Origin of the sequence: Polaromonas sp. CG_9.5 (genome assembly GCF_035984465.1) — a bacterium.
Lineage (GTDB): Bacteria > Pseudomonadota > Gammaproteobacteria > Burkholderiales > Burkholderiaceae_C > Polaromonas.
Genome location: NZ_JAXCHR010000001.1, coordinates 269,359 through 290,561, shown reverse-complemented (window position 1 = coordinate 290,561; position 21,203 = coordinate 269,359). Strand labels below are relative to the sequence as shown.

Annotated in this window: 20 protein-coding genes; 17 read left to right on the top strand and 3 right to left on the bottom strand. The window is 60.4% G+C overall.

Features of this window, described 5'->3' with window-relative positions; translation table 11 throughout:
• Positions 1–58: 58 nt before the first annotated feature.
• Genes hemC through RCH06_RS01340 form a run of 4 tightly spaced genes read left to right on the top strand, consistent with a single transcriptional unit; the run spans position 59 to position 4,399 of the window.
• Entirely contained in the window at positions 59–1,060 is a 1,002-nt protein-coding gene (hemC, locus tag RCH06_RS01355) for a hydroxymethylbilane synthase (protein WP_327079629.1), read from the top strand.
• A gap of 13 nt (positions 1,061–1,073) precedes the next feature.
• Positions 1,074–1,937, top strand: coding sequence for a uroporphyrinogen-III synthase (locus RCH06_RS01350; RefSeq protein ID WP_327079628.1), 864 nt, complete (start codon positions 1,074–1,076; stop codon positions 1,935–1,937).
• Positions 1,934–3,082 (top strand): uroporphyrinogen-III C-methyltransferase, encoded by a 1,149-nt coding sequence (locus RCH06_RS01345; RefSeq protein ID WP_327079627.1) that lies wholly within the window; start codon positions 1,934–1,936, stop codon positions 3,080–3,082. Before RCH06_RS01350 ends, RCH06_RS01345 begins: the two co-directional genes overlap by 4 nt.
• A gap of 27 nt (positions 3,083–3,109) precedes the next feature.
• The gene (locus RCH06_RS01340; protein WP_327079626.1) at positions 3,110–4,399 is read left to right on the top strand and encodes a heme biosynthesis HemY N-terminal domain-containing protein; all 1,290 of its coding nucleotides are present in this window, start codon (positions 3,110–3,112) and stop codon (positions 4,397–4,399) included.
• Between the two features lie 505 nt (positions 4,400–4,904).
• On the opposite strand, the gene RCH06_RS01335 is transcribed toward RCH06_RS01340, so the two are convergent.
• On the bottom strand, positions 4,905–8,213 hold the full coding sequence (locus RCH06_RS01335) for an Rne/Rng family ribonuclease (RefSeq protein ID WP_327079625.1): 3,309 nt from the start codon (positions 8,211–8,213) through the stop codon (positions 4,905–4,907).
• Between the two features lie 715 nt (positions 8,214–8,928).
• On the opposite strand from RCH06_RS01335, the gene RCH06_RS01330 reads away from it, so the two are divergent.
• From RCH06_RS01330 to RCH06_RS01315, 4 genes are read left to right on the top strand one after another with little or no spacing between them, the layout of a single operon-like run.
• Positions 8,929–9,993 (top strand): RluA family pseudouridine synthase, encoded by a 1,065-nt coding sequence (locus tag RCH06_RS01330; protein WP_327079624.1) that lies wholly within the window; start codon positions 8,929–8,931, stop codon positions 9,991–9,993.
• A gap of 54 nt (positions 9,994–10,047) precedes the next feature.
• Positions 10,048–10,707 (top strand): HAD family hydrolase, encoded by a 660-nt coding sequence (locus RCH06_RS01325; protein WP_327079623.1) that lies wholly within the window; start codon positions 10,048–10,050, stop codon positions 10,705–10,707.
• Positions 10,708–10,725: 18 nt separating this feature from the next.
• The gene (locus tag RCH06_RS01320) at positions 10,726–11,091 is read left to right on the top strand and encodes a Rieske (2Fe-2S) protein (RefSeq protein ID WP_327079622.1); all 366 of its coding nucleotides are present in this window, start codon (positions 10,726–10,728) and stop codon (positions 11,089–11,091) included.
• A 21-nt stretch (positions 11,092–11,112) separates the two neighbouring features.
• Positions 11,113–12,195: a S49 family peptidase gene (locus RCH06_RS01315; RefSeq protein WP_327079621.1), complete on the top strand. Its 1,083-nt coding sequence runs from the start codon at positions 11,113–11,115 to the stop codon at positions 12,193–12,195.
• 77 nt (positions 12,196–12,272) lie between these two features.
• On the opposite strand, the gene RCH06_RS01310 is transcribed toward RCH06_RS01315, so the two are convergent.
• Positions 12,273–13,037: an SAM-dependent methyltransferase gene (locus RCH06_RS01310; RefSeq protein WP_327079620.1), complete on the bottom strand. Its 765-nt coding sequence runs from the start codon at positions 13,035–13,037 to the stop codon at positions 12,273–12,275.
• Positions 13,034–13,705 carry a Maf family nucleotide pyrophosphatase gene (locus tag RCH06_RS01305; protein WP_327079619.1) on the bottom strand — a complete coding sequence of 224 codons (672 nt, stop codon included), beginning with the start codon at positions 13,703–13,705 and terminating at the stop codon, positions 13,034–13,036. The genes RCH06_RS01310 and RCH06_RS01305 overlap by 4 nt, the downstream gene beginning before the upstream one ends.
• 25 nt (positions 13,706–13,730) lie before the next feature.
• Here RCH06_RS01305 and RCH06_RS01300 point away from each other — a divergent pair, with 25 nt between their 5' ends.
• The 9 genes from RCH06_RS01300 to acpP all read left to right on the top strand — a co-directional run bounded on the left by RCH06_RS01300 (position 13,731) and on the right by acpP (position 21,156).
• Complete coding sequence (locus RCH06_RS01300; RefSeq protein WP_327079618.1) at positions 13,731–14,276, top strand: YceD family protein; 546 nt, start codon at positions 13,731–13,733, stop codon at positions 14,274–14,276.
• A gap of 230 nt (positions 14,277–14,506) precedes the next feature.
• Complete coding sequence (gene rpmF / locus RCH06_RS01295; protein WP_011802449.1) at positions 14,507–14,689, top strand: 50S ribosomal protein L32; 183 nt, start codon at positions 14,507–14,509, stop codon at positions 14,687–14,689.
• Between the two features lie 85 nt (positions 14,690–14,774).
• Entirely contained in the window at positions 14,775–15,887 is a 1,113-nt protein-coding gene (gene plsX, locus RCH06_RS01290; protein WP_327079617.1) for a phosphate acyltransferase PlsX, read from the top strand.
• Between the two features lie 4 nt (positions 15,888–15,891).
• Positions 15,892–16,869, top strand: coding sequence for a beta-ketoacyl-ACP synthase III (locus RCH06_RS01285; protein WP_327079616.1), 978 nt, complete (start codon positions 15,892–15,894; stop codon positions 16,867–16,869).
• 48 nt (positions 16,870–16,917) lie between these two features.
• The gene (locus RCH06_RS01280; protein WP_327079615.1) at positions 16,918–18,336 is read left to right on the top strand and encodes a sialidase family protein; all 1,419 of its coding nucleotides are present in this window, start codon (positions 16,918–16,920) and stop codon (positions 18,334–18,336) included.
• Positions 18,314–18,958: a hypothetical protein gene (locus RCH06_RS01275; protein ID WP_327079614.1), complete on the top strand. Its 645-nt coding sequence runs from the start codon at positions 18,314–18,316 to the stop codon at positions 18,956–18,958. Before RCH06_RS01280 ends, RCH06_RS01275 begins: the two co-directional genes overlap by 23 nt.
• 89 nt (positions 18,959–19,047) lie before the next feature.
• Positions 19,048–19,998: an ACP S-malonyltransferase gene (gene fabD / locus RCH06_RS01270; protein ID WP_327079613.1), complete on the top strand. Its 951-nt coding sequence runs from the start codon at positions 19,048–19,050 to the stop codon at positions 19,996–19,998.
• The gene (gene fabG, locus RCH06_RS01265; RefSeq protein WP_327079612.1) at positions 19,995–20,741 is read left to right on the top strand and encodes a 3-oxoacyl-ACP reductase FabG; all 747 of its coding nucleotides are present in this window, start codon (positions 19,995–19,997) and stop codon (positions 20,739–20,741) included. Before fabD ends, fabG begins: the two co-directional genes overlap by 4 nt.
• 175 nt (positions 20,742–20,916) lie before the next feature.
• Entirely contained in the window at positions 20,917–21,156 is a 240-nt protein-coding gene (gene acpP / locus RCH06_RS01260) for an acyl carrier protein (protein ID WP_327079611.1), read from the top strand.
• Positions 21,157–21,203 lie beyond the last annotated feature (47 nt).

The window sequence follows — 21,203 nt, the reverse complement described above, 5'->3', positions numbered from 1 at the left end:
GGTACTGAAGCGCGCATGCTAGCATTCACTCCCTCTATAGATTACCGACAGGTTACCAGTGGTCACAGCGCTTCAAACTCCCCCAAAAACGCTCAAAGTGGTGATTGCCACGCGCGAAAGTCGCCTGGCCTTGTGGCAGGCCGAGCATGTCAAGGCGCTGCTGGAGACGCGTCTGGGCTGGCAGGTCGAACTGCTGGGCATGACCACGCTGGGCGACCAGATTCTGGATCGCGCACTGAGCAAGGTCGGCGGCAAGGGGCTGTTTGTCAAGGAACTCGAAACCGCTTTGATGGATGGCCGCGCCGATCTGGCCGTGCATTCGCTGAAAGACGTACCGATGGATTTGCCCGACGGTTTTTCGCTGGCCTGTGTGCTTGAGCGCGAAGACCCGCACGATGCCTTTGTCTCCCCCGACTTTGCGTCGCTGGCCGAACTGCCGCAGGGCGCGGTGGTCGGCACTTCCAGTTTGCGCCGGCTGGTGCTGCTCAAGGCCTTGCGGCCTGATTTGAACATTCAGCCTCTGCGCGGCAATCTGGACACGCGGCTGCGCAAACTGGACGAAGGCCAGTACCACGCCATCGTGCTGGCCGCCGCCGGGCTCAAGCGTCTGAAGCTTGAATCGCGTATTCGCCACACCTTTTTACCCACCGACATGCTGCCGGCAGCCGGGCAGGGCGCTTTGGGCATTGAAGTGCGCACTGACCGGGCCGACCTGCGCGAAGCGCTGGGGGCGCTGGCGCATCAGCCGACCTGGCTGGCCGTTACCGCCGAACGCACGGTGTCGCGCGCCATGGGCGGCAGTTGCTCGATGCCGCTGGCGGCCTTCATCACGCAATGCAGCGGCGACGAAATGCAGCTAAGCGCCGCATGGGGCGACCCGGTCATGGCAGAGGCAGAAGCGTCTGAGCCAGTGCCCACAGCGTTGCCGGCTGCGCTGGTTGAGGTCAAGCAAACCGCCGTGGTGAACAGTTTTGAATCAGCCGAAGCGCTGGGCGAAGCGGTGGCGGCACAGTTGCGTGCCGGGGGCGCGGTCTGGGCCAGCAACGCGCAAACGGCTTGATGCCGGAGCCGGCATGACGACCGCCCGCGTCATCGTGACCCGGCCCGCGCGCGACGCGGTGCAGTGGGTGCAGCAACTGCAGCAGGCCGGTGTGGCCGCAGAGGCTTTTCCGCTGATTGACATTGCACCACTCTCAAGCGCTGCCAGCGCGCAGGCGTTGCGGGCCGCCTGGCAAGCGATGGACGACTACGCCGCCTGCATGTTCGTCAGCGGGCATGCTGTGGAGCAGTTTTTTAAGCAAAATACGGCGCTTGCGCAGGCTGCATCTGGGCAAGCAGCTATTAATAACGTAGCAAATCCCGCAATTCGTCCCCTTTCGCCAGGGGTGCGTTTTATGGCCCCCGGCCCTGGCACGGTGGCCGCGTTGCTGGCGGCGGGCGTTCCTGCTGCGCAGGTGGATGCGCCGCTGCCCGATGCGCGCCAGTTTGACTCCGAATCGCTTTGGCAAGTGGTTGGCGCGCGTGACTGGCATGGCCGCCGCGTGCTGATCGTGCGGGGACAAAATGTCGATGGCCCCGGCAATTCATCAGGCCGTGACTGGATCGCCAGTCAGTGGCGCGCTGCGGGCGCGCAGGTTGATTTTGTCGGCGCCTATCAGCGGCTCCCGCCGGTGCTGAGCGAAGCGCAGGTGCAGCGCGCCCGGCAGGCGGGCAGCGACGGCTCGGTGTGGCTGTTCAGCAGTTCGGAAGCCGTGGCCAATCTGTGCCAGCTTTCAAGCCTGCAGGGCATGGACTGGTGCCATGCGCGGGCCGTGGCAACCCACCCCCGCATTGCCGACGCCGTGCGGGCTGCGGGCTGGGGTGTTGTTGTGGAGTCACGCCCGGCGCTCAAGGACATCCGGCAGACGCTTGGCTCGATAGAATCTCAGCATCCATGAGCGACAGCCCTTCCGCATTGCCCCCACCTCACCTTGCACCCCCTTACGGCACGGCGCCTGCGCGTGAGTTGGTCTCTACAGAGCCGGTCATTGCACAGCCTGACGCCTGGCTGGTGCCGCGAAGCTGGGCATTGGTGGTGGCGCTGCTGGCCGCCGCCGGCTTGCTGAGCACAGCCTTGCTGTGGCAAAAACTCGAAAGCATTCAGGAAGAACTGGCGCGCCGCACCACCGATTCAAGCGCGCAGGCCATAGAAGCGCGCACCCTGGCCCGGGAAGCGCAGGACAACACCCATGATTTGCTGGCCCGGCTGGCCCAACAAGAGACGCGCCTGAGCGAAGTCAGCCTGCAGCGTGCGCAGCTAGAAGAGCTGATGCAAAGCCTGAGCCGCTCGCGCGACGAAAACCTGGTGGTCGATGTCGAATCCGACTTGCGGCTGGCCCAACAGCAAGCGCTGCTGAGCGGCAGCGCCGAGCCGTTGCTGGCCGCCCTCAAATCAGCCGACATGCGGCTGACGCGCGCCGCCCAGCCGCGCCTCAACCCGCTGCAGCGCGCCGTGACGCGTGATATTGACCGCATCAAGCGCGCCAGCGTGACCGACGTGCCTGCGCTGATGCTCAAGCTCGACGAACTCGCCCGCTTGATTGACGAGTTGCCGGTGGCCAATGACATGGCCACAAACGCCCTGGCGCGTGCCCAACCCGAGACCGATACTGCGCCGCAAAGGGACGCACCGGCCACTGGCAAATCCTGGTTGCCGGGCGTTGATCTGACGGCGCTGCAGGCGTGGTCTGGGCGCGTAGCGGGCAACGTCTGGGCAGAAGCCAGCCAGTTGCTGCGCGTCAGCCGCATCGACCAGCCCGAAGCCGCCCTGATGGCACCTGAACAGTCATTTTTCCTGCGTGAAAACCTCAAGCTCAGGCTGCTCAATGCACGCCTGGCGCTGCTTTCGCGCCAGACCGACGCTGCACGTGCCGACCTGACCAACGCCCGCGTCTGGATGGGTAAATATTTTGATCCGGCGGCGCGCAAAACCCAGGCGGCCATCCAGTTGCTGGCCCAGGTGCAAAGCCAGCTCAAAACCACCGATCTGCCCCGAATCGACGAAACCCTGGCCGCGCTGGCCACGGCGGCGGCAGGTCGTTAAGCAGCGCACAGGCAGACCAGCAACATCATGCGCGCCGCTCTCTGGTTCATGGCCCTGTTTGGCATTGCCGTGGCCGTGGCTTTGTTTGCCGGCAACAACCAGGCCGTCGTCACCGTTTTCTGGCCACCGCATCGGGTTGATATTTCTTTCAACCTGATGGTGCTGCTGCTGGCCGGCCTGTTTTTGCTGCTGTATTTGGCGTCACGCGCCTTGTCGGCTGTGTTTTCCCTGCCGGTCGAGGCACGGCGCTGGCGTGCCCAGCTAAAAGAACGCGCCATGTACGGCGCGCTGATGGACGCGCTGGCGCACCTGATGGCCGGGCGGTATATTCGCGCGTCCAAATCGGCCCAGAACGCGCTGGCGCAAGAGAAAAGTCTGGGCGTCACCACCGATCCTGCCGGCCATCCGAGCGGCCACAGCGCCAGTCTGGCCAGCCAGTTGCGTTCGCTGGCGCACCTCTTGGTGGCCGAAAGCGCGCAGGCGCTGCAAAACAAACCGCTGCGCAACCAGCACCTGCAGTTGGCGCTGCAAAATTCGTCCGCACGCCATGCCCAGGAAGTGCGCGAAGGCGTTCAGTTTCGCGCCGCCCGCTGGGCGCTCGAAGACCACGATGCCCGCGCCGCCCTCGACTGGCTCGGCCAGTTGCCGCAAGGCGCGTCACGCCGCACGCTGGCGCTGCGCATGAAGCTGCGCGCTGCCCGTTATGGGCAGCAAACCTTGTCAGCCCTTGAAACGGCGCGCCTGCTGGCCAAACACCGTGCTTTTTCGCCGGTGGCCGCGCAGAGCATCGTGCGCGGCCTGGCGCTTGAATTGCTGAGTGACGCGCACGATCCGGCGCAACTGCAGCAGGCCTGGGAGGCGCTAGACGACACCGAACGCGCCATGCCTGAGCTGTGCGTGCACGCGGCTTCGCGCATGATGAGCCTGCATGGCGATGCGGCGCTGGCCCGTGAATGGCTGTTGCCTGCGTGGGACCAGATGATGGAGCCGCGCTCGGAGCTGGGCGACAAGCTGCGCATCAAGCTGATTTCGGTGCTCGAAGCCGGCATGGATTCGCTGGACGCCGAATGGCTGGCACGCATCGAAGCCGCACAGCGCAGCCGGCCACGCGATGTCAACCTCCAGTATCTGGCCGGCATGGCCTGCCTGAGCCGCCAGCTCTGGGGTAAGGCGCGCCAACTGCTGGAGCAGGCCGCGCCCGCCCTGCAAGACCGCTTGCTGCACCGCAATGCCTGGCGCGCGCTGGCCGTACTGGCCGAGCAGCGCGAAGATGGCGCTTCGGCGGTAGAGGCTTACAAACGGGCCGCACAGGTTTAGAGCGCATTCGTTCTGACCGGATAACGATTTTTCAGGCTGAAAATGGCCGTTGTGCAGACTGTGCATGCGCGGGTAGCTATTAATACAAGAGTGAAGACCTTGGGTTTCTTGATAGATGCTATTTTTTGATCGCCTTAAAAACCTTCATTTGCCGATTTTTGGCGCAAAAATACACGTGAACAAGTCAAGTCGATCCGTCAACATGGCGGCTTTCAGCTTGGCGTTAACAGCCCCGATCAAGATCACCATGCTGCCCGACCGGCTGCCCTGCGACTGACGCCGGAGCCGTTTCCCATCGGCTCGCAGAGGCATATGCTCCACACCTTTTTCGCACCCGGCTTATTCCCACGCACTCAATGATCCACTGGCGGGAGAAAACTTTCCGCTCGGTGTGCCGCCTGTTGAACAGACCAAAAAAAAAGCCGCATCCATGCGATGCGGCTTTGATTCAAGACTGACGCCTGCTGTCCTTTTTCAAGGACGCAGGCCGTCGCGGCTCAGTGCTTCATTCAGCTGCTTTGTCCGCTGATTTCTCGAACGGCAGGGGCATGCTGCTCAGGTCGCGTTTGGTTTCGACCAGCACCAGCGGGGCTTCTTCCAGCACCACCGGGGCAGGGCGCTCGCGCGGAACCTGAACCGGCTTGATTTCAGCGGCGATGGCCGCCTTCGCCTCGGCGATCTTGGTGGCGTCGGAGTTGACCCACCGCAGACCCGAGCTTTCGGCAACCTGCGCCAGGTCTTGCAAAGGCAGGTCATACGACTGCACCTTGGGCAAGGCGCTGGCCGATGGGGCGGGTGCAGAGACCGGCGCAGGTTGTGGTGCAGGAGCCGCAGCAAGAACGGGTGCGGGTGCTGCTACTGGCGCATCAACCGGCTTGTGCACTGGCACTGGCTCTGCAACTTCTGCAACCTCTGCAGGCTTCAACGCCAGCGCTTCAGGCGCAGCTGCCGGGCTGACTGGCGCTGCTTCAGGCACGCTCACAGGCGCTACCAATTCAGTAGCTAACGTCGCCCGCTCTGCCTGCATCTGCACCTCATTAGGCACAAAAGCTTCAGTTTTGGCGATGCCGTCCTGGCCTTCGACCGGCTGCTCGTTGCGTTCACGGCGGTCGCGGCCATAGCGGTCACGGCTGCGGCGTTCGCGTGGCGGGCGCTCCTGGCTTTCTTCCTGGCCTTCAAGGCGCAGCTGAACTTCGGTGGAAGACACCGGGGCCAGCAGGTTTTCCGTTTCGCCCAAGCCGGACACAACGGCGGGATGGGCGGCGTCGAAACTGTCCGCCTGCGTGCCGGCAACCGGTGCGGCGATGCCGTCGGTGCGCTCGTCACGGCGTTCGTTACGGCGTCCATTGCCACGTTCGCGTCGGCCTTCGCCAGACGGCTCCTCGCCACGTGCTTCAGGGCGGGCTTCATGGCTGCGGCCTTCGTTGCGTGCGCCTTGCTGGCGACGCTCGCCGTCACGGCCTGGCTCCTGCGCGGGCCTTTCCTGGCGCGGCGCAGCATCGCCGTTCATTGCCGCCGCCATGGCTGCCTGATTGGCGAGTGCCAGATCCTGCTCGACGGCATCGCGTGGAATGCGCTCACCGCGTTCAGGACGCTCTGTGCGCTCCGGGCGATCAGCGCGTGGGCGGTTGCGTTCGCCACGGCCTTCGCGGCTCAAGCCCTCCTGGCGCGGTTGGGCGTCGCTGACGTTGTCATTGCGGACTTCGTTGCGGCTCTCGTTGCGGTTTTCAGCGCGCGGCTGCTCGCCGGCCGGACGCTCCTGGCGGGGCTGGCGTTCTGGCCGGCTGCCTTCGGTGCGGCCTTCTGCGCGGCCTTCGGTGGGGCGTTCACGGCGTTCACCGTTGCGGCCTTCCGGACGTGCTTCGGCACGGCCTTCGGCGGGCGCACCTTCGCTGCGGTTGCGCGTGTTGCTACGGCGACCATCACGACCACCGCGCTCGGTACGCTCGCCACGGTCTGCGCGTTCACCGCGTGCTTCATAAGGACGGCCTTCACGCGGCGCGTCGCCTTGTGCGGGGTCGTTTTTCACTTCATTGAAGACAGGCGCTGGAGCCGGTACTGGCGCTGGCGTATCCGCCATGCCGAACAGGTTCCTGATCCAGCCAAACAGGCCGGTTTCTGCGGGTGCAGGTGCTGGAGCCGGCGCTAGTGGCGGCGCTTTGGCGGCAACCGGCGCAACGGCGACAGGTTTTGGAGGCGCAATCGGAGCCGGTGCATCGGGAAGCACGCCCTTGATGATGGGTTCCTGCTTGTTGTGCTTTTCCTGGCTGCGGCGCGTCACCGTGGTGGCGTCGTCCGCTTCGTCGGCCATCTTGTAGCTGGCTTCGATGTTGTCCAGACGCGGGTCGTCGTGCTTCAGGCGCTCCAGCTTGTAGTTGGGCGTTTCCAGCGTCTTGTTCGGAACCAAGAGCACGTTGATGCGCTGCTTCATCTCGATCTTGCTGATTTCCGAGCGCTTTTCGTTCAGCAGGAAAGACGCCACATCGACCGGCACCTGGCACAGCACCGAGGCCGTGCTGTCTTTGAGCGACTCTTCCTGGATGATGCGCAAAATTTGCAGCGCCGAGCTTTCGGTGTCGCGGATATGGCCCGAGCCGCCGCAGCGTGGGCAAGGAATCGAAGAGCCTTCTGACAGCGCCGGGCGCAGGCGCTGACGGCTCATTTCCATCAGGCCAAACTTGCTGATCGTGCCGAACTGCACGCGGGCGCGGTCCTGGCGCAGCGCGTCGCGCAGGCGGTTTTCCACGTCGCGGCGGTTGCGCGACTCTTCCATGTCGATAAAGTCAATGACGATCAGGCCGCCCAGGTCGCGCAGACGCATCTGGCGCGCCACTTCGTCAGCAGCCTCTAAATTGGTGCGGGTGGCGGTTTCTTCGATGTCGCCGCCCTTAATGGCGCGCGCCGAGTTCACGTCCACGCTGACCAGTGCTTCAGTGTGGTCAATCACGATGGCGCCGCCAGAAGGCAGTTGCACCGTGCGGGCGTAGGCCGATTCAATCTGGTGCTCAATCTGGAAGCGCGAGAACAGCGGTGCGTCGTCGCGGTAGCGCTTGACGCGGTGCTCATGCTCGGGCATCACGTGGGCCATGAACTGACGGGCTTGCTCGTAGACGTCGTCGGTGTCAAACAAAATGTCGCCGATGTCGCTGTTGAAGTAGTCGCGGATGGCGCGAATCACCAGGCTCGATTCCTGGTAGATCAGGAAGGCGCCCTTGCCGCCTTTGCCGGCGCCGTCAATCGCGGTCCAGAGCTTGATCAGGTAGTTCAAGTCCCATTGCAACTCAGGGGCGCTGCGGCCAATGCCGGCGGTGCGGGCAATGATGCTGGCACCGGCCGGGTATTCCAGCTTGTCCATGTTTTCTTTGAGCTCGGCCCGGTCTTCGCCTTCGATACGGCGCGACACACCGCCGCCGCGCGGGTTGTTGGGCATCAAGACCACATAGCGGCCCGCCAGCGAGACAAAAGTCGTCAGGGCTGCGCCCTTGTTGCCGCGCTCTTCTTTTTCGACCTGGACCAGCAGTTCCTGGCCTTCGCGGATCACATCGCTGATGCGTGCCTGGCTGACCGACACGCCTTGGGTGAAGTATTGCTTGGAGATCTCCTTGAACGGCAAGAAGCCGTGGCGGTCTTCGCCGTAATCGACAAAACAGGCTTCGAGCGACGGCTCGACGCGGGTGACGACGGCCTTGTAGATGTTGCCCTTGCGTTGTTCGCGCCCTTCAATTTCAATTTCGTAGTCGAGGAGTTTTTGTCCGTCAACAATCGCCAGGCGGCGTTCTTCGGCCTGGGTGGCGTTTACCAGCATGCGTTTCATGGGTGTTCCTAAATCTTCTTCGTTCTAAAGCCAAAAATGGGCGAACGACGCCAGGCAAGCAACGCAATGCGAACGTGGGGAATTGCCGGAGAGCTTTTGACAGAAAACTGGCCGACTGAAAAATCAGTCAGCCAGTTTCAGTCTCGGCGTAGGCGCGTGGATGGAGTGAGTAGTTTCCGGCAGGATGTGCTACAAAAATAGTAGCTGCTTGCGCCCGCTGTACATGGACGACAGGCTGATTTATGCCATAAAGCAGGGCCAGAAGGCGCCGCAGGCAACTAAAAATCAGACTGACCCGTGTTGTCATCAGAAGGTTACCGTTCAAGGACTTGATCTCACTGGATCCGTATGCAGCCAGCCGGTGAGTGACTTGAGGCTGCACACAAGGGTATTCCGTAGTTGTATTCGCAAAACGTCGGCTCGTCTGCATGGCAATTTCCTTGTGACGAGGTGCCGGGCACGTGTCGTTTGCAAGTTAAAGCCACCAGTGGCATCGACCTTCCAGCGAGGCTGTTTGCAGGCCTTTTCAAGGGCTTGGATAGGTGTGGACTAAACTCCAGACAGATCAACTACTTACAGCGTATCGCTAGTGAAACACATTATAGGGGCAGCTTCAGGCAAAGCAAAACGCCCGGCAAAAGCGCCTGTCCGCCCCATTTTTGCAGCGGCCAAGCCCCAAATTCAGGCCTCGCCAGCTCCCAACAATCCCGAACCAGTGACGGTGACTCTTCCGCAGGCGACGCTGGTCACCGTCGATGAAGACTACGCCGGCCAGCGGCTTGACAACTTCCTGATTCGCCAGCTCAAGGGCGTTCCCAAGACGCATGTCTACCGCATCATCCGCAGCGGCGAAGTGCGCGTGAACAAGGGCCGGGCGCACGCTGATACCCGCGTTGAGGCGGGCGACATCGTGCGCCTGCCGCCAGTGCGCACGTCAGAGCGGGCCGAGCAAAAAGCCCAGATCATGGCCCAGGAAGTGGCCCGCCACGGTGCCAGCTCGACGGTCGGTGGCTATGCACCCGCCGCAGAGTTTCCGATTTTGTTTGAGGACGATTTTCTGCTCGCCATCGACAAGCCGGCGGGCGTGGCCGTGCATGGCGGCAGCGGCGTGAGCTTTGGCATCATCGAGCAACTGCGCATGGCCCGGCCCGAAGCCGATTTTCTTGAACTGGTGCACCGGCTCGACCGTGAAACCAGCGGCATTTTGCTGATCGCCAAGCGCCGCATGGCTTTGAAGCTGCTGCAAGAACAATTCCGTGAACGCGAGACGGACAAGGTTTACCTGGCGCTGGTCAGCGGCGACTGGCCGGCCAAGCAGCGCGTGATCGACAAGGCGCTGCACAAGTACCTGCTGCCCAACGGCGAGCGGCGCGTCAAGATCGTCCCCAACGACCATCCCGACGGTATGCGTTCGGTCACGCTGGTCAAGGTGAAAGCCCAGATCGCCGCCAATCCGCTGGCGCCCAGCACGCCGTTCTCGCTGCTCGAAGTCACCATCAAGACCGGCCGCACCCACCAGATCCGTGTGCATTTGGCCGGTGAAGGGCATCCGATTGCTGGCGACGACAAGTATGGCGATTTTGAGTTGAACAAGACGCTGCAAAAAAGCAGTCTTGATGCGCCTTCGCTCAAACGCATGTTCCTGCACGCCTGGAGCCTGAAATTCAACCATCCCAAAACCCGCAAAGCGGTTCAGCTGCAGGCGTCGCTACCTCAAGAATTGCAGCAGTTTTTACCCGCCTGGACGTCCGCGCCTGCCGCAGAAGCTGAGAATTCCTGAGGAATTGCGTGGGCCGGCCACGCTGGCGCATTCGTGCCAGCGACAATCCGGGCCATGCACACTCGAAAATTTGACCTGATTGCCTTTGACTGGGACGGCACCCTGTTTGACTCCACGGCCATCATCGTGCGCTGTATTCAGGCAGCGACGGTGGACGTAGGCGGTAAAAAACCCAGCGACAAGGACGCCGCTTACGTCATCGGCTTGGGCCTGATGCAGGCGCTGGCCCATGCCGCGCCTGACGTGCCGACTGAAAAATATCCCGAATTGGGCGCACGTTACCAGCACCATTACGCCAGGCACTTCAACGACCTGAGTCTTTTTGCCGGCGTCTTGCCGCTGCTCGATGCGCTCAAGGTGCGTGGCCATCTGCTGGCGGTCGCCACTGGCAAATCACGGCGCGGGCTTGACGAGGCGCTGCAAAGCGTGGAGCTGAAAGGCGTTTTTGACGGCTCTCGCACCGCCGACGAAACCGCCGGCAAACCCGATCCGCTGATGCTGCATGAACTGATGGCGCAGTTCGACCTGCCTGCCGACCGCATATTAATGATTGGCGACACCACGCACGACCTGCAGATGGCGCTGAACGCCGCTTGCCCGAGCGTCGGCGTGAGCTACGGCGCGCATGAGCCTGAAGCGTTCACCGTCCTCAATCCGCTGCACGTGGCGCATTCGGTGCAGGAACTACACGACTGGCTGATGGTTCACGGTTGATTCCGGCGCAAAGCAGTCATGGACGAGTTGATACCGCTTTGCAACAGCCATGATCTGGCAGAAGGCGGTCTAGCCGTGCCCTTCGATCTGGTTTATGCAGGTCAGACCTGCCGCGCCTTTGCCGTTCGTTTTGCAGGCCTTCCGCAGGCTTACCTGAACCGCTGCACGCACGTGGCGATGGAGCTGGACTGGCAGCCGAACCGGGTGTTTGACGACAGCGGCCAGTGGCTGCTGTGCGCCAGCCACGGCGCGGCCTACCGGCCCGATACCGGCCAGTGCGCCGCAGGCCCGTGCCGGGGCGGGCTGGTCAAGATCATGCTTTCAGAGCGTGAAGGTGTGGTTTATTGGCATACCGCCTATAACTTGCAGCCGCTGTTGTTTTAATATTTCTCTAAACTAGCGCCCATGAACGATTCCAACCGTCCCGGTAACACCGACCCTTCTTTTGATTCGTCCAAGGAGCCAGAATTTCAGCCAAATCAGCCCGAAGTCCTTTCCGCACGGGCGCAGGGTGCTCCTGAATTGAATGCAAAAAAATCGGTTGTCGTGGATCCTTCCAGTGCGCCAGGCTGGGAAAGGGCAACACTGGAAAAGCTGGCCTTTGCCGCGCTCAATGAGCAAAAAGCCACCCGCCGCTGGAAAACCTTTGTCCGGCTGTCGTGGCTGCTGTTTTTTGTAGCGCTGGTGTGGATGGCTTTGCATCGCGGCAGTCCGGTCACCGACGCCAGCGTTCCCCACACGGCGGTAATTGAAATCAAGGGTGAAATTGCAGCCGGTGCTGATGCCAGTGCCGAGTTTGTCAATGCCGCGTTGCGCACCGCGTTTGAAGACCCCGGCTCCAAAGCCATCGTGCTTTTGATCAATTCGCCCGGCGGCAGCCCGGTGCAGGCCGGCATGATGAACGACGAAATCCTGCGGCTCAAGGCCAAACACAAAAAGCCGGTCTATGCCGTGGTTGAAGAAAGCTGCGCCTCGGCAGCGTATTACATCGCTGTGTCGGCTGACCAGATTTTTGTCGACAAGGCCAGCATTGTGGGCAGCATTGGCGTGCTGATGGACGGTTTTGGTTTTACCGGCCTGATGGACAAGCTGGGCGTTGAGCGCCGACTGTTGACCGCTGGCGAAAACAAGGGTTTTCTGGATCCATTCAGTCCGCAAAGCGAGAAGCAGCGCGCTTTTGCACAGACCATGCTGGACCAGATTCACCAGCAGTTCATTGCCGTGGTCAAGGCCGGACGCGGCGACCGCCTGAAAGAAACGCCCGAGATGTTCAGCGGCCTGTTCTGGAGTGGCCAACAAGCGGTAGAACTGGGTCTGGCCGACCATCTGGGCAACTTGGACTACGTGGCCCGCGAAGTCATCAAGGTGGATGAAATCATCGACTACACCCGCCGCGACAACGTCGCCGAGCGGCTGGCCAAGAAGTTTGGTGCGGCCATGGGCGAAGGTGCCGTGAAGGCGTTCAAAGCGATTCCGGCCTTGCGTTAATGCGCTTGTGCTGCCTGATTCCGTAAAAAAGCCCGCAGACTGCGGGCCTTTTTACGGATAAATTCAGCAATTTCCGATCATCGGCCAATACAAAAAACGGTGGGCAAGTCCAGCGGTAATACGGGTTTGTCGCGTTTCCAGTGGCTGACTTGCGCGCTGCGTGACACGCCGTTAGTCAGCGTCAGCCCGCAACTCAGCGCCAGCCGGGTATTGCCCTGCAGCGTTTGCAGCAGCCCCTGCAGCAGGGCGGCGTTGCGGTAGGGGGTTTCAATGAAAAGCTGGGTCTGGCCGGTTTTCAGCGCCAGCGATTCCAGCTCCCGAATACGCTGGGCGCGCCCGGACGGGTCTTGCGGCAGGTAGCCGACAAAGGCGAAATTTTGTCCGTTCAGACCGCTGCTGGCCAGCGCCAGCATCAACGACATCGGCCCGGTTAACGCCACGACCTGCAGCCCCAGGTCATGTGCGGCACGCACGACTGACGAGCCGGGGTCAGCAATGGCGGGCATACCAGCTTCGCTGACCAGGCCCATATCGCGGCCTTCCAAAGCGGCCACCAGCAGCGGCCGGGCGTCAAACTGGCCGGCGTGGTCGCCCTTTTTGTGAACTTCGCGCGGCAATTCCTGAATGTTGAGGGCCTGCACTGGTGTGGACAAGGGCTGCAACTCATTGATGCGTTTTAGGTAAGCGCGTGTGCTTTTGGCATTCTCGCAAATCCAGCAGCACAGCCGGGCTGCAATCTGCAGTGTGCCCAAGGGCATCACCTCTTGCAGCGGGGCTTGCGCGTCACAGCCGAAATCAAGCGGTGCGGGCACCAGATAAAGTTTTCCTTTGGCGATGCTCATGCGGCGGCTTTCGGGTTTGTCAGCAGGACCACACCGGCGGCCTGGATCATTTTGCAGGTACGGATCAGCGGCAAGCCGACCAGCGCGGTCGGGTCATCGCTGTCGATTGACTCGAGCAGTGCAATGCCCAAACCTTCGCTTTTGGCGCTGCCGGCGCAGTCGTAGGGCTGCTCAATGCGCAGGTAATTTTCAATTTCGTGATCGCTCAGATCGCGAAATTTCACCCGGACAGCGGCCAGGCTGCTTTGCGCAAAACCGCTTTCGCTGCAAACTACGGAAACGGCTGTTTGAAAAATAACGGTCTGGCCGCGCATCTGGCGCAACTGGATGACTGCGCGTTCGTGGCTGCCGGGCTTGCCCAGCGGCACACCGTTCAGGTCAGCCACCTGGTCAGAGCCAATAACGACGGCGTGGGGATGCAGGCGGGCCACAGCATGGGCTTTGGCCAGCGCCAGACGCTCGGCGAGTCTGCGCGGCGTTTCACCGGGCAGCGGCGTTTCGTCAACATCGGGCGCGACCACGTCGAAAGCGATGTGCAGTCGCTGCAGCAATTCGCGCCGATAGCGCGAGGTGGAACCCAGGATGAGCGGGCGGCTGGCGGGCAGGTTCACCGTAGCGGCGTGTGGTATTTCAGGGGATTCGTGGGCGGGAAGGGCGGCAGGGTTCATGGCGTGATTCTCTTACACTGCACGCATGTCCAAATCTCTTCATGCCCGCCGGCTCAATATGCAGGCCTTCGCCCAAGAGGGCGTGCCGCTCATAGAAACTACTCTGCTACAAAATATGGAGCGCCTTGCGCAGGAGGCGAAAGCGCTAGCGCCCGATTCCACTGTAAATTGGGAGGCTAGGGCCGAATTGCGGCCAGGTTCTGGCGCTGACGACGATGTCTGGCTGCATTTGGTGGCCAAAACCGCAGTGCCGCTAACCTGCCAGCGCTGCATGGGCACGGTGGCGACGCCGCTGGAGGTGGATCAGTGGTATCGCTTTGTGGCCACGGAAGACATTGCGATGGCCGAAGACGATGAGTCCGAGGAAGACCTGCTGGTGATGGAGCCGCATTTCGACTTGCTCACCGTGCTGGAGGACGAGTTGCTGATGGCCCTGCCGCTGGTGCCCATGCATGACGAATGCCCGGTGGCCCCGGTGCTTCAGGTGGGTGAAGAGGCGCTGGCCGCCCAAGCCGCCGAGGCCGGCGAAAAACCCAATCCTTTCGCAGTGCTGGCGCAGCTGAAAAAATAAAAGCCGGTAGCCGGAACGGGTTTTTTTGACTGCCAGCGCCGTGCTGGCAGGAAAACCCGATGAAACAGGCAAGGCCGCTGGAATCACAGCGGTTTTGTCTCGGGCTATAATCCAAGGCTTCGCGTACCAAGGTAGTGATGCTGCTTTCCCTCAAAATGGAGAGTTTCAGTTCACCAGACTTCAAAATTTGGTGCGAATTTACCAACACTATCATCCGTCAGGAGCGAATCATGGCCGTCCAGCAAAACAAAAAATCCCCTTCCAAGCGCGGTATGCACCGTTCGCACAACGCACTGAACGTGCCGGGTATTGCCGTGGAATCCACCACCGGCGAAATCCATTTGCGTCACCATATCAGCCCTACCGGTTTTTACCGTGGCCGCAAGGTGCTCAAAACCAAAGCTGAAGCGTAATTTCACGTCTCAAGCACGGGCCCGCACTCATCCTGCGGGCCTTTCTTTTGCCAAAATTTTCACTTTTGACTGAACTGGTCCGCCCATGATCAGGATTGCTGTCGATGCCATGGGGGGAGATATCGGTCCCGATGTCACCCTCGCGGCCAGTCTGGCCTTTTTGCAGGTGCATCTTGATGCCGAGCTGGTTCTGGTGGGCCAGCCCGAAGTGCTTGCCGCGCATGCATTGCATGCCCAGTTGCAGGCGCATGCCAGGTGCGAAATCGTCGCTGCCAGTGAGGTGGTCACGATGGATGACTCCATCGAAATTGCATTGCGGCGCAAGAAAAATTCATCCATGCGGGTGACCATCAATCAGGTCAAGGATGGACACGCCCAGGTGGCAGTTTCTGGTGGCAATACGGGCGCGCTGATGGCAATTGCCCGCTATGTGCTCAAAACCCTCGAAGGCATTGACCGCCCTGCCATCGCTTCCCAGTTGCCCAATGCAGCGGGAAAGGCCACCACCATGCTGGACTTGGGTGCAAACGTAGACTGCACTGAAGAGCATTTGCTGCAGTTTGCCGTCATGGGCTCGGCGCTGGTGGCTGCCATTGCTGATATTCCATCGCCCACTGTCGGACTGCTCAATATCGGCGAAGAGGCGATCAAAGGCGGTGACATGATCAAAAAAGCCGGCAAGCTGCTCAGGGCCGCTTCTGATTCCGGCGATATCAATTTTTATGGAAATGTCGAAGGCAACGATATTTTCAAGGGCACGACCGATCTGGTGGTGTGTGACGGCTTTGTCGGCAATGTGGCGCTCAAGAGCAGTGAGGGTCTGGCCCATATGATTGGTGACTACATCAAGGCAGAGTTCTCCCGAAATATCTTTACAAAAATGGCGGCTGTGGTGGCTTACCCTGTGCTGTCTGCGTTCAAAAAACGCTTTGACCACAGACGCTACAACGGCGCTGCACTGCTCGGCTTGCGCGGGCTGGTCTTCAAGAGCCATGGTTCCGCCGATGTGTTTTCTTTTGAGCAGGCGCTGAATCGAGCTTATGATGCGGCCCGGAATAATCTGCTGGAAAGAGTCCGCGAACGTATCGCCCATGCCGCGCCTTTGCTGGTAGCCGCCAGAGCTGCACTTCCCGCCGAAGGCGTTCCGGCGGCCACACTTCCTCCCGTCGAATCCAACTTTTCAACCCCGGCGCACTAATTCAATGACCCGTTACTCACGCATCACTGGCACCGGCAGCTATTTGCCGCCGCACCGTCTGACCAATGCCGAACTGGCCGCAGAACTGGCGGCCAAAGGGGTAGAGACTTCTGACGAGTGGATTGTGGAGCGTACGGGGATCAAGGCGCGCCACTTTGCAGCGCCCGATGTGACCAGCAGCGACCTGGGTCTGGAAGCGGCCAAGCGTGCCCTCGAAGCCGCAGGTTTGCAGGCCGCTGACATTGATCTGATCATTGTGGCCACCTCGACGCCAGACATGGTGTTCCCGTCGGCGGCTTGCATCTTGCAGCACAAGCTGGGAATTGCCGGTTGCCCGGCCTTCGATATCCAGGCCGTGTGCAGCGGATTTGTCTATGCCTTGACGGTGGCTGACGCCATGATCAAAACCGGCACCGCCAGCAAAGCACTGGTGATTGGCGCAGAAGTGTTCTCGCGCATTCTTGATTTTTCTGACCGCACGACCTGTGTGCTGTTTGGTGACGGCGCAGGCGCAGTGGTGCTTGAAGCTTCGGAAACAGCCGGAATTTTGGCCAGTGATTTGCATGCCGACGGCAAGCATGTCGGTATCTTGAGTGTGCCCGGCCATGTGTCGGGTGGCCAGGTTTTGGGCAGCCCGCTCCTGCAGATGGACGGCAAGGCTGTGTTCAAGCTGGCGGTCAGCGTGCTTGAAAGCGCCGCCCGCGCGACGCTTGCCAAAGCTAACCTGACGGAAGCAGATATCGACTGGCTGATCCCGCACCAGGCCAATTTGCGCATCATGCACAGCACGGCCAAAAAATTGAAATTACCGCTTGAAAAGCTGATCGTCACCGTGGATCAGCATGGCAACACGTCGGCAGCTTCAATTCCGCTTGCGCTGGACGAAGCGGTGCGCAGTGGCAAGGTCAAAAAGGACGACATCGTCATGCTCGAAGGCGTGGGCGGCGGCTTCACTTGGGGTGCGGTGCTTCTCAAGTACTGAAATGGCCGGTTGTATTCATCAGTGCCGTCCTGACGGGCTGGAGGCTGCTTGAGCACCAGGATGCCAGGCTTTGCGCACCGGAAGGATTACGTCGCCGCAGTGATGCTGGTGGCGGCGTTTGCGCTGGCAGGCTGGAAAATCTTCAATCGCTTGCCGGCTCCAAATTTTGCAGTGGTGGTGCAGCGGTCAGTCTCTTCGGTAAACGCGCCGCGCTCTTTGGTCGAGGCTGCAACGGCTGCAACGGCTGCAACGGCTACAAGCCTGCCCCAGCAACAGCGCTCTGTCGATGGCCGTTTCCATTTTGATGCCCGGTTTGTTTCCTCCAGTCCGGGTCAGGCCGTTCACGCTGCTTCCGTGGCTGAGATGCGTGACGGTCGTTTGCGCGCTGTTTGGTTCTCGGGCTCGCGCGAGGGAGCCGGGGATGTGGCGATAAAAACCGCCGTCATGGACGCAGCCAGCTTGCAATGGGGCGAGGAAACCACGCTTTTTGACCGGACGCAGCTTCAGCATGGCCTGTGGCGCTATGTTAAAAAATTAGGCAACCCGGTGATTGCCCGCCTGCCTGACGATTCGCTCATGCTCGCAATGGTGAATGTGTCGCTGGGGGGATGGGCTGGCAGTTCGATCACCTGGCTGCGCTCTACCGATGACGGCATCAGTTGGAGTGCTCCCCGAAGGTTGGTGACTTCGCCTTTTCTCAATATCAGCACCCTTGTCAAGGGCGCACCGATTTTTTATGAAAATGGAGAAATCGGTTTGCCGGTGTATCACGAGTTTGTGAGCAAATTTGCTGAAATCCTGCGCGTCAGTCCTCAAGGGCAAGTGCTTGATAAAACCCGTATTCCTGGCAGCCAGACCAGTCTGCAACCGGTGGTGCTGGTGGAAGACTCCCGGCGCGCGCAGGCTTATATGCGCTCCGGACAATCTACTGCCGTGATGATGTCCACCACCGCTGATGCGGGCAACACTTGGTCTGCCACCCGCGCCACAACCTGGCCCAACCCGGATTCAGCGCTGGCCGGCGTGGTGACTGGCACTGGTCAGCAGTGGCTGGCCTTGAACACCCATCCCAAAAATCGCGAAGTTTTGGCCTTGTTGCAGGCCCCGGTCGGCGGCTCTTTTGAGGGCGCAATGCCCTGGACTGTAGAGGCATCGCCCCATCCTGAAGCGCGCTTTTCCGTTGGCAACTATGAACGATTGCTGAGCGATGAGCTTCAGGCCCACGGCGCCAGCCCCGCGCAGACACAGGCTTATGTGGCAAGCGCGAAACGCCAGTTATGTGGCGCGGACATTTGCGCGCAGGAATTTTCCTATCCTTATCTGCTGCAAAGCCGCGATGGCTACTTGCATCTGGTCTACACCTGGCATCGCAGCCGAATCAAGCATGTCCGGCTTGATCCGCTGCAAGTGCTTCAACCTGACGCTGGATCACCAGTTCAAAGCCATGCTGCTCCCACCGCTCACTGATCTGGTGGCCCTGCTGGGCATTGATCTGGTGCTGTACGCCGCAGGCTTGCGGTTGCTGACCGCCCGGCATGGCGTCTCCGGGTGGGGAAAATGGGTCGTACTCGCCTGTTCTGTGCTGTTGTGGCTTCCCGTGGGGGCCGCGCAACTGCCGCTACTGGCTTACGTCCGTGGCATCAGTTCAGACCTGAGTGTGACGCTGGTGGCATTGAGCTGCTTGGGTTTGGCGCAGCGCCTGTTCAGGGTTCCTGTCATCGCCACTCAGGAGCGCATGGCTTTGAACGGTGTCATTGTCTTGGGTGCTCTATTTTTATATCCATTGGCCTTGGGATGGGGCAACTGGGATGCTTACCGGCTCGGCTGGGGTTCATGGGGGATGTGGGCTGCTCTGCTGGCGCTGTCGCTGGTGTTCTGGATCAAGGGATTACGGCTGTTGCCTTTGCTTATCGGTCTGGCCTTGCTGGCATGGACTGCCGGCCTGATGGAGTCGACCAATCTTTGGGACTACCTTATCGACCCGTGGCTGGCCGTGGCCGCATTTTTTCAATGTATGAAAGCTGGCGCGCAAGCCTTGCTGCTTCGATTCAGGCCGGCGAGGGCAGTCAGCCAGCGGCTGTCTTCTTGAGGCGGTGCAAACAGAATTCGGCACGGCTGAACCGCCTTTTCCTACAATGAGCGCAATTATTTTTTTCGATTGATAACCGGAGTCTTCATTTGAAATCGTTTGCTTTTGTTTTTCCTGGCCAGGGCTCTCAGTCCGTGGGCATGCTGGATGCGTGGGGTAATCACCCTGTCGTGATGCAAACGTTGGCGGAAGCGTCCGACGCATTGGCCGAGGATATTGGCCAACTTATTAAAAATGGCCCCAAGGAAGCGCTGGCCCTGACCACCAACACCCAGCCGGTGATGCTGGTGGCCGGTGTTGCCGCTTACCGGGTCTGGATGGCTGAAACCGGCGTGCTGCCTGCTGTGGTGGCAGGTCACTCGCTGGGCGAATACTCGGCACTGGTCGCATCAGGCGTATTGAGCCTGGCGCAGGCAGCGCCTCTGGTGCGTTTTCGGGCGCAGGCCATGCAGGACGCCGTACCCGTCGGAAAAGGAGCGATGGCTGCTATCTTGGGCATGGATGCCGCTAAGGTGATTGAGGGCTGCACTGAAGCCGTGCAGTCGTTCGGCCCTGCTACGCAGGAAATCGTCGAAGCCGTCAATTTCAACGACCCCTTGCAAACCGTGATTGCCGGCAGTAAGGCGGCGGTGGACAAAGCCTGCGAAATCCTCAAAGCCAACGGCGCAAAGCGCGCCTTGCCATTGCCGGTATCAGCACCTTTTCACTCCAGCCTGATGAAGCCGGCGGCCGACAAGCTCAAGGAAAAACTGGCCGGCATCACGCTGGCCGCGCCCCAAATTCCTGTCCTTAATAATGTCGATGTCAGCATCGAAACCGACGCCGATCGTATTCGTGAAGCGCTTTATCGTCAGGCATTTGGCCCGGTGCGCTGGGTCGAATGCGTGCAAGCCATCCAGGCGAAGGGCGTGACGACGCTGGTTGAATGCGGGCCCGGCAAGGTGCTGGCTGGCTTGGCCAAAAGAATTGATCCGGCGTTGACCGGTGCCCCGTTATTTGATCCAGCCTCTTTGGCTGCCGTGAAGGAAATGCTGGCATGAGCGAAATCAAGTTTGAAGGCCAGGCAGCCCTGGTCACCGGCGCTTCGCGCGGTATCGGTGCGGCTATTGCGTTGGAACTCGCCAAGCAGGGCTTGTGCGTGACAGGCACGGCGACCACCGAAGAAGGTGCTGCAAAAATCAGCCGTACGCTGGCCGCCTATCCCCGCTGTGTCGGCCAGAAACTCGATGTGAACGACGGACTTGCTGCCGAGGCGCTGGTCAACAGCATCGTGAGCGGATACGGCGGCTTGCAGGTACTCGTAAACAATGCCGGAATTACCCGCGACATGCTGGCAATGCGCCTGAAAGACGATGATTGGGATGCCGTGCTTGACACCAATTTGAAGGCGGTGTTTCGCATGAGCCGCGCGGTCATGCGGACCATGATGAAGCAGCGTTATGGCCGCATCATTAGCATCACCTCGGTGGTGGGCGCATCCGGTAATGCAGGGCAGGCCAATTACGCTGCAGCCAAGGCGGGTGTTGCAGGAATGACCCGTGCGCTGGTGCGTGAACTCGGCTCGCGCAGCATCACGGTCAATTGCGTGGCACCTGGCTTTATCGAAACCGACATGACAGCCCGTTTGCCAGAAGAACAGCAAAAAGCATTGCTCGGACAAATTCCTTTGGGGCACCTCGGTAAACCGCAGGATATTGCGCATGCGGTGGCTTTTTTGGCCAGCCCGCAAGCCGGCTACATTACGGGCCAGGAAATCCATGTCAATGGCGGAATGTACATGTAACAGTGAACAGTGGCTGTTGAATGCAGGGCGTTGCGAACGTGTGATTCAAACAGCTCCCCGAAAGTGGTAAAACACAGGAAATCGAAGCCGGTTTTTATCCGTCCGGCCCGGTGCTTAGGGAACGAGTCCTAACGCGGTAAAATCACGGATTAATTTACAACCCTCAGAGGGATTTATGAGCGATATCGAAGCACGTGTTAAGAAAATCATTGCCGAACAACTTGGCGTTGAAGAAGGTCAAGTCACCAGCGAAAAGTCCTTTGTGGCTGATCTGGGCGCTGATTCCCTTGACACCGTAGAGTTGGTCATGGCACTGGAAGACGAATTTGGCATTGAAATTCCTGATGAAGATGCCGAAAAAATCACCACCGTCCAGAACGCGATTGATTACGCAAACACCCATCAAAAGGCCTAAGGCCTTCACGCCTTAGCCGTCACCAACCTGAAAAACCTCTTCGGTCT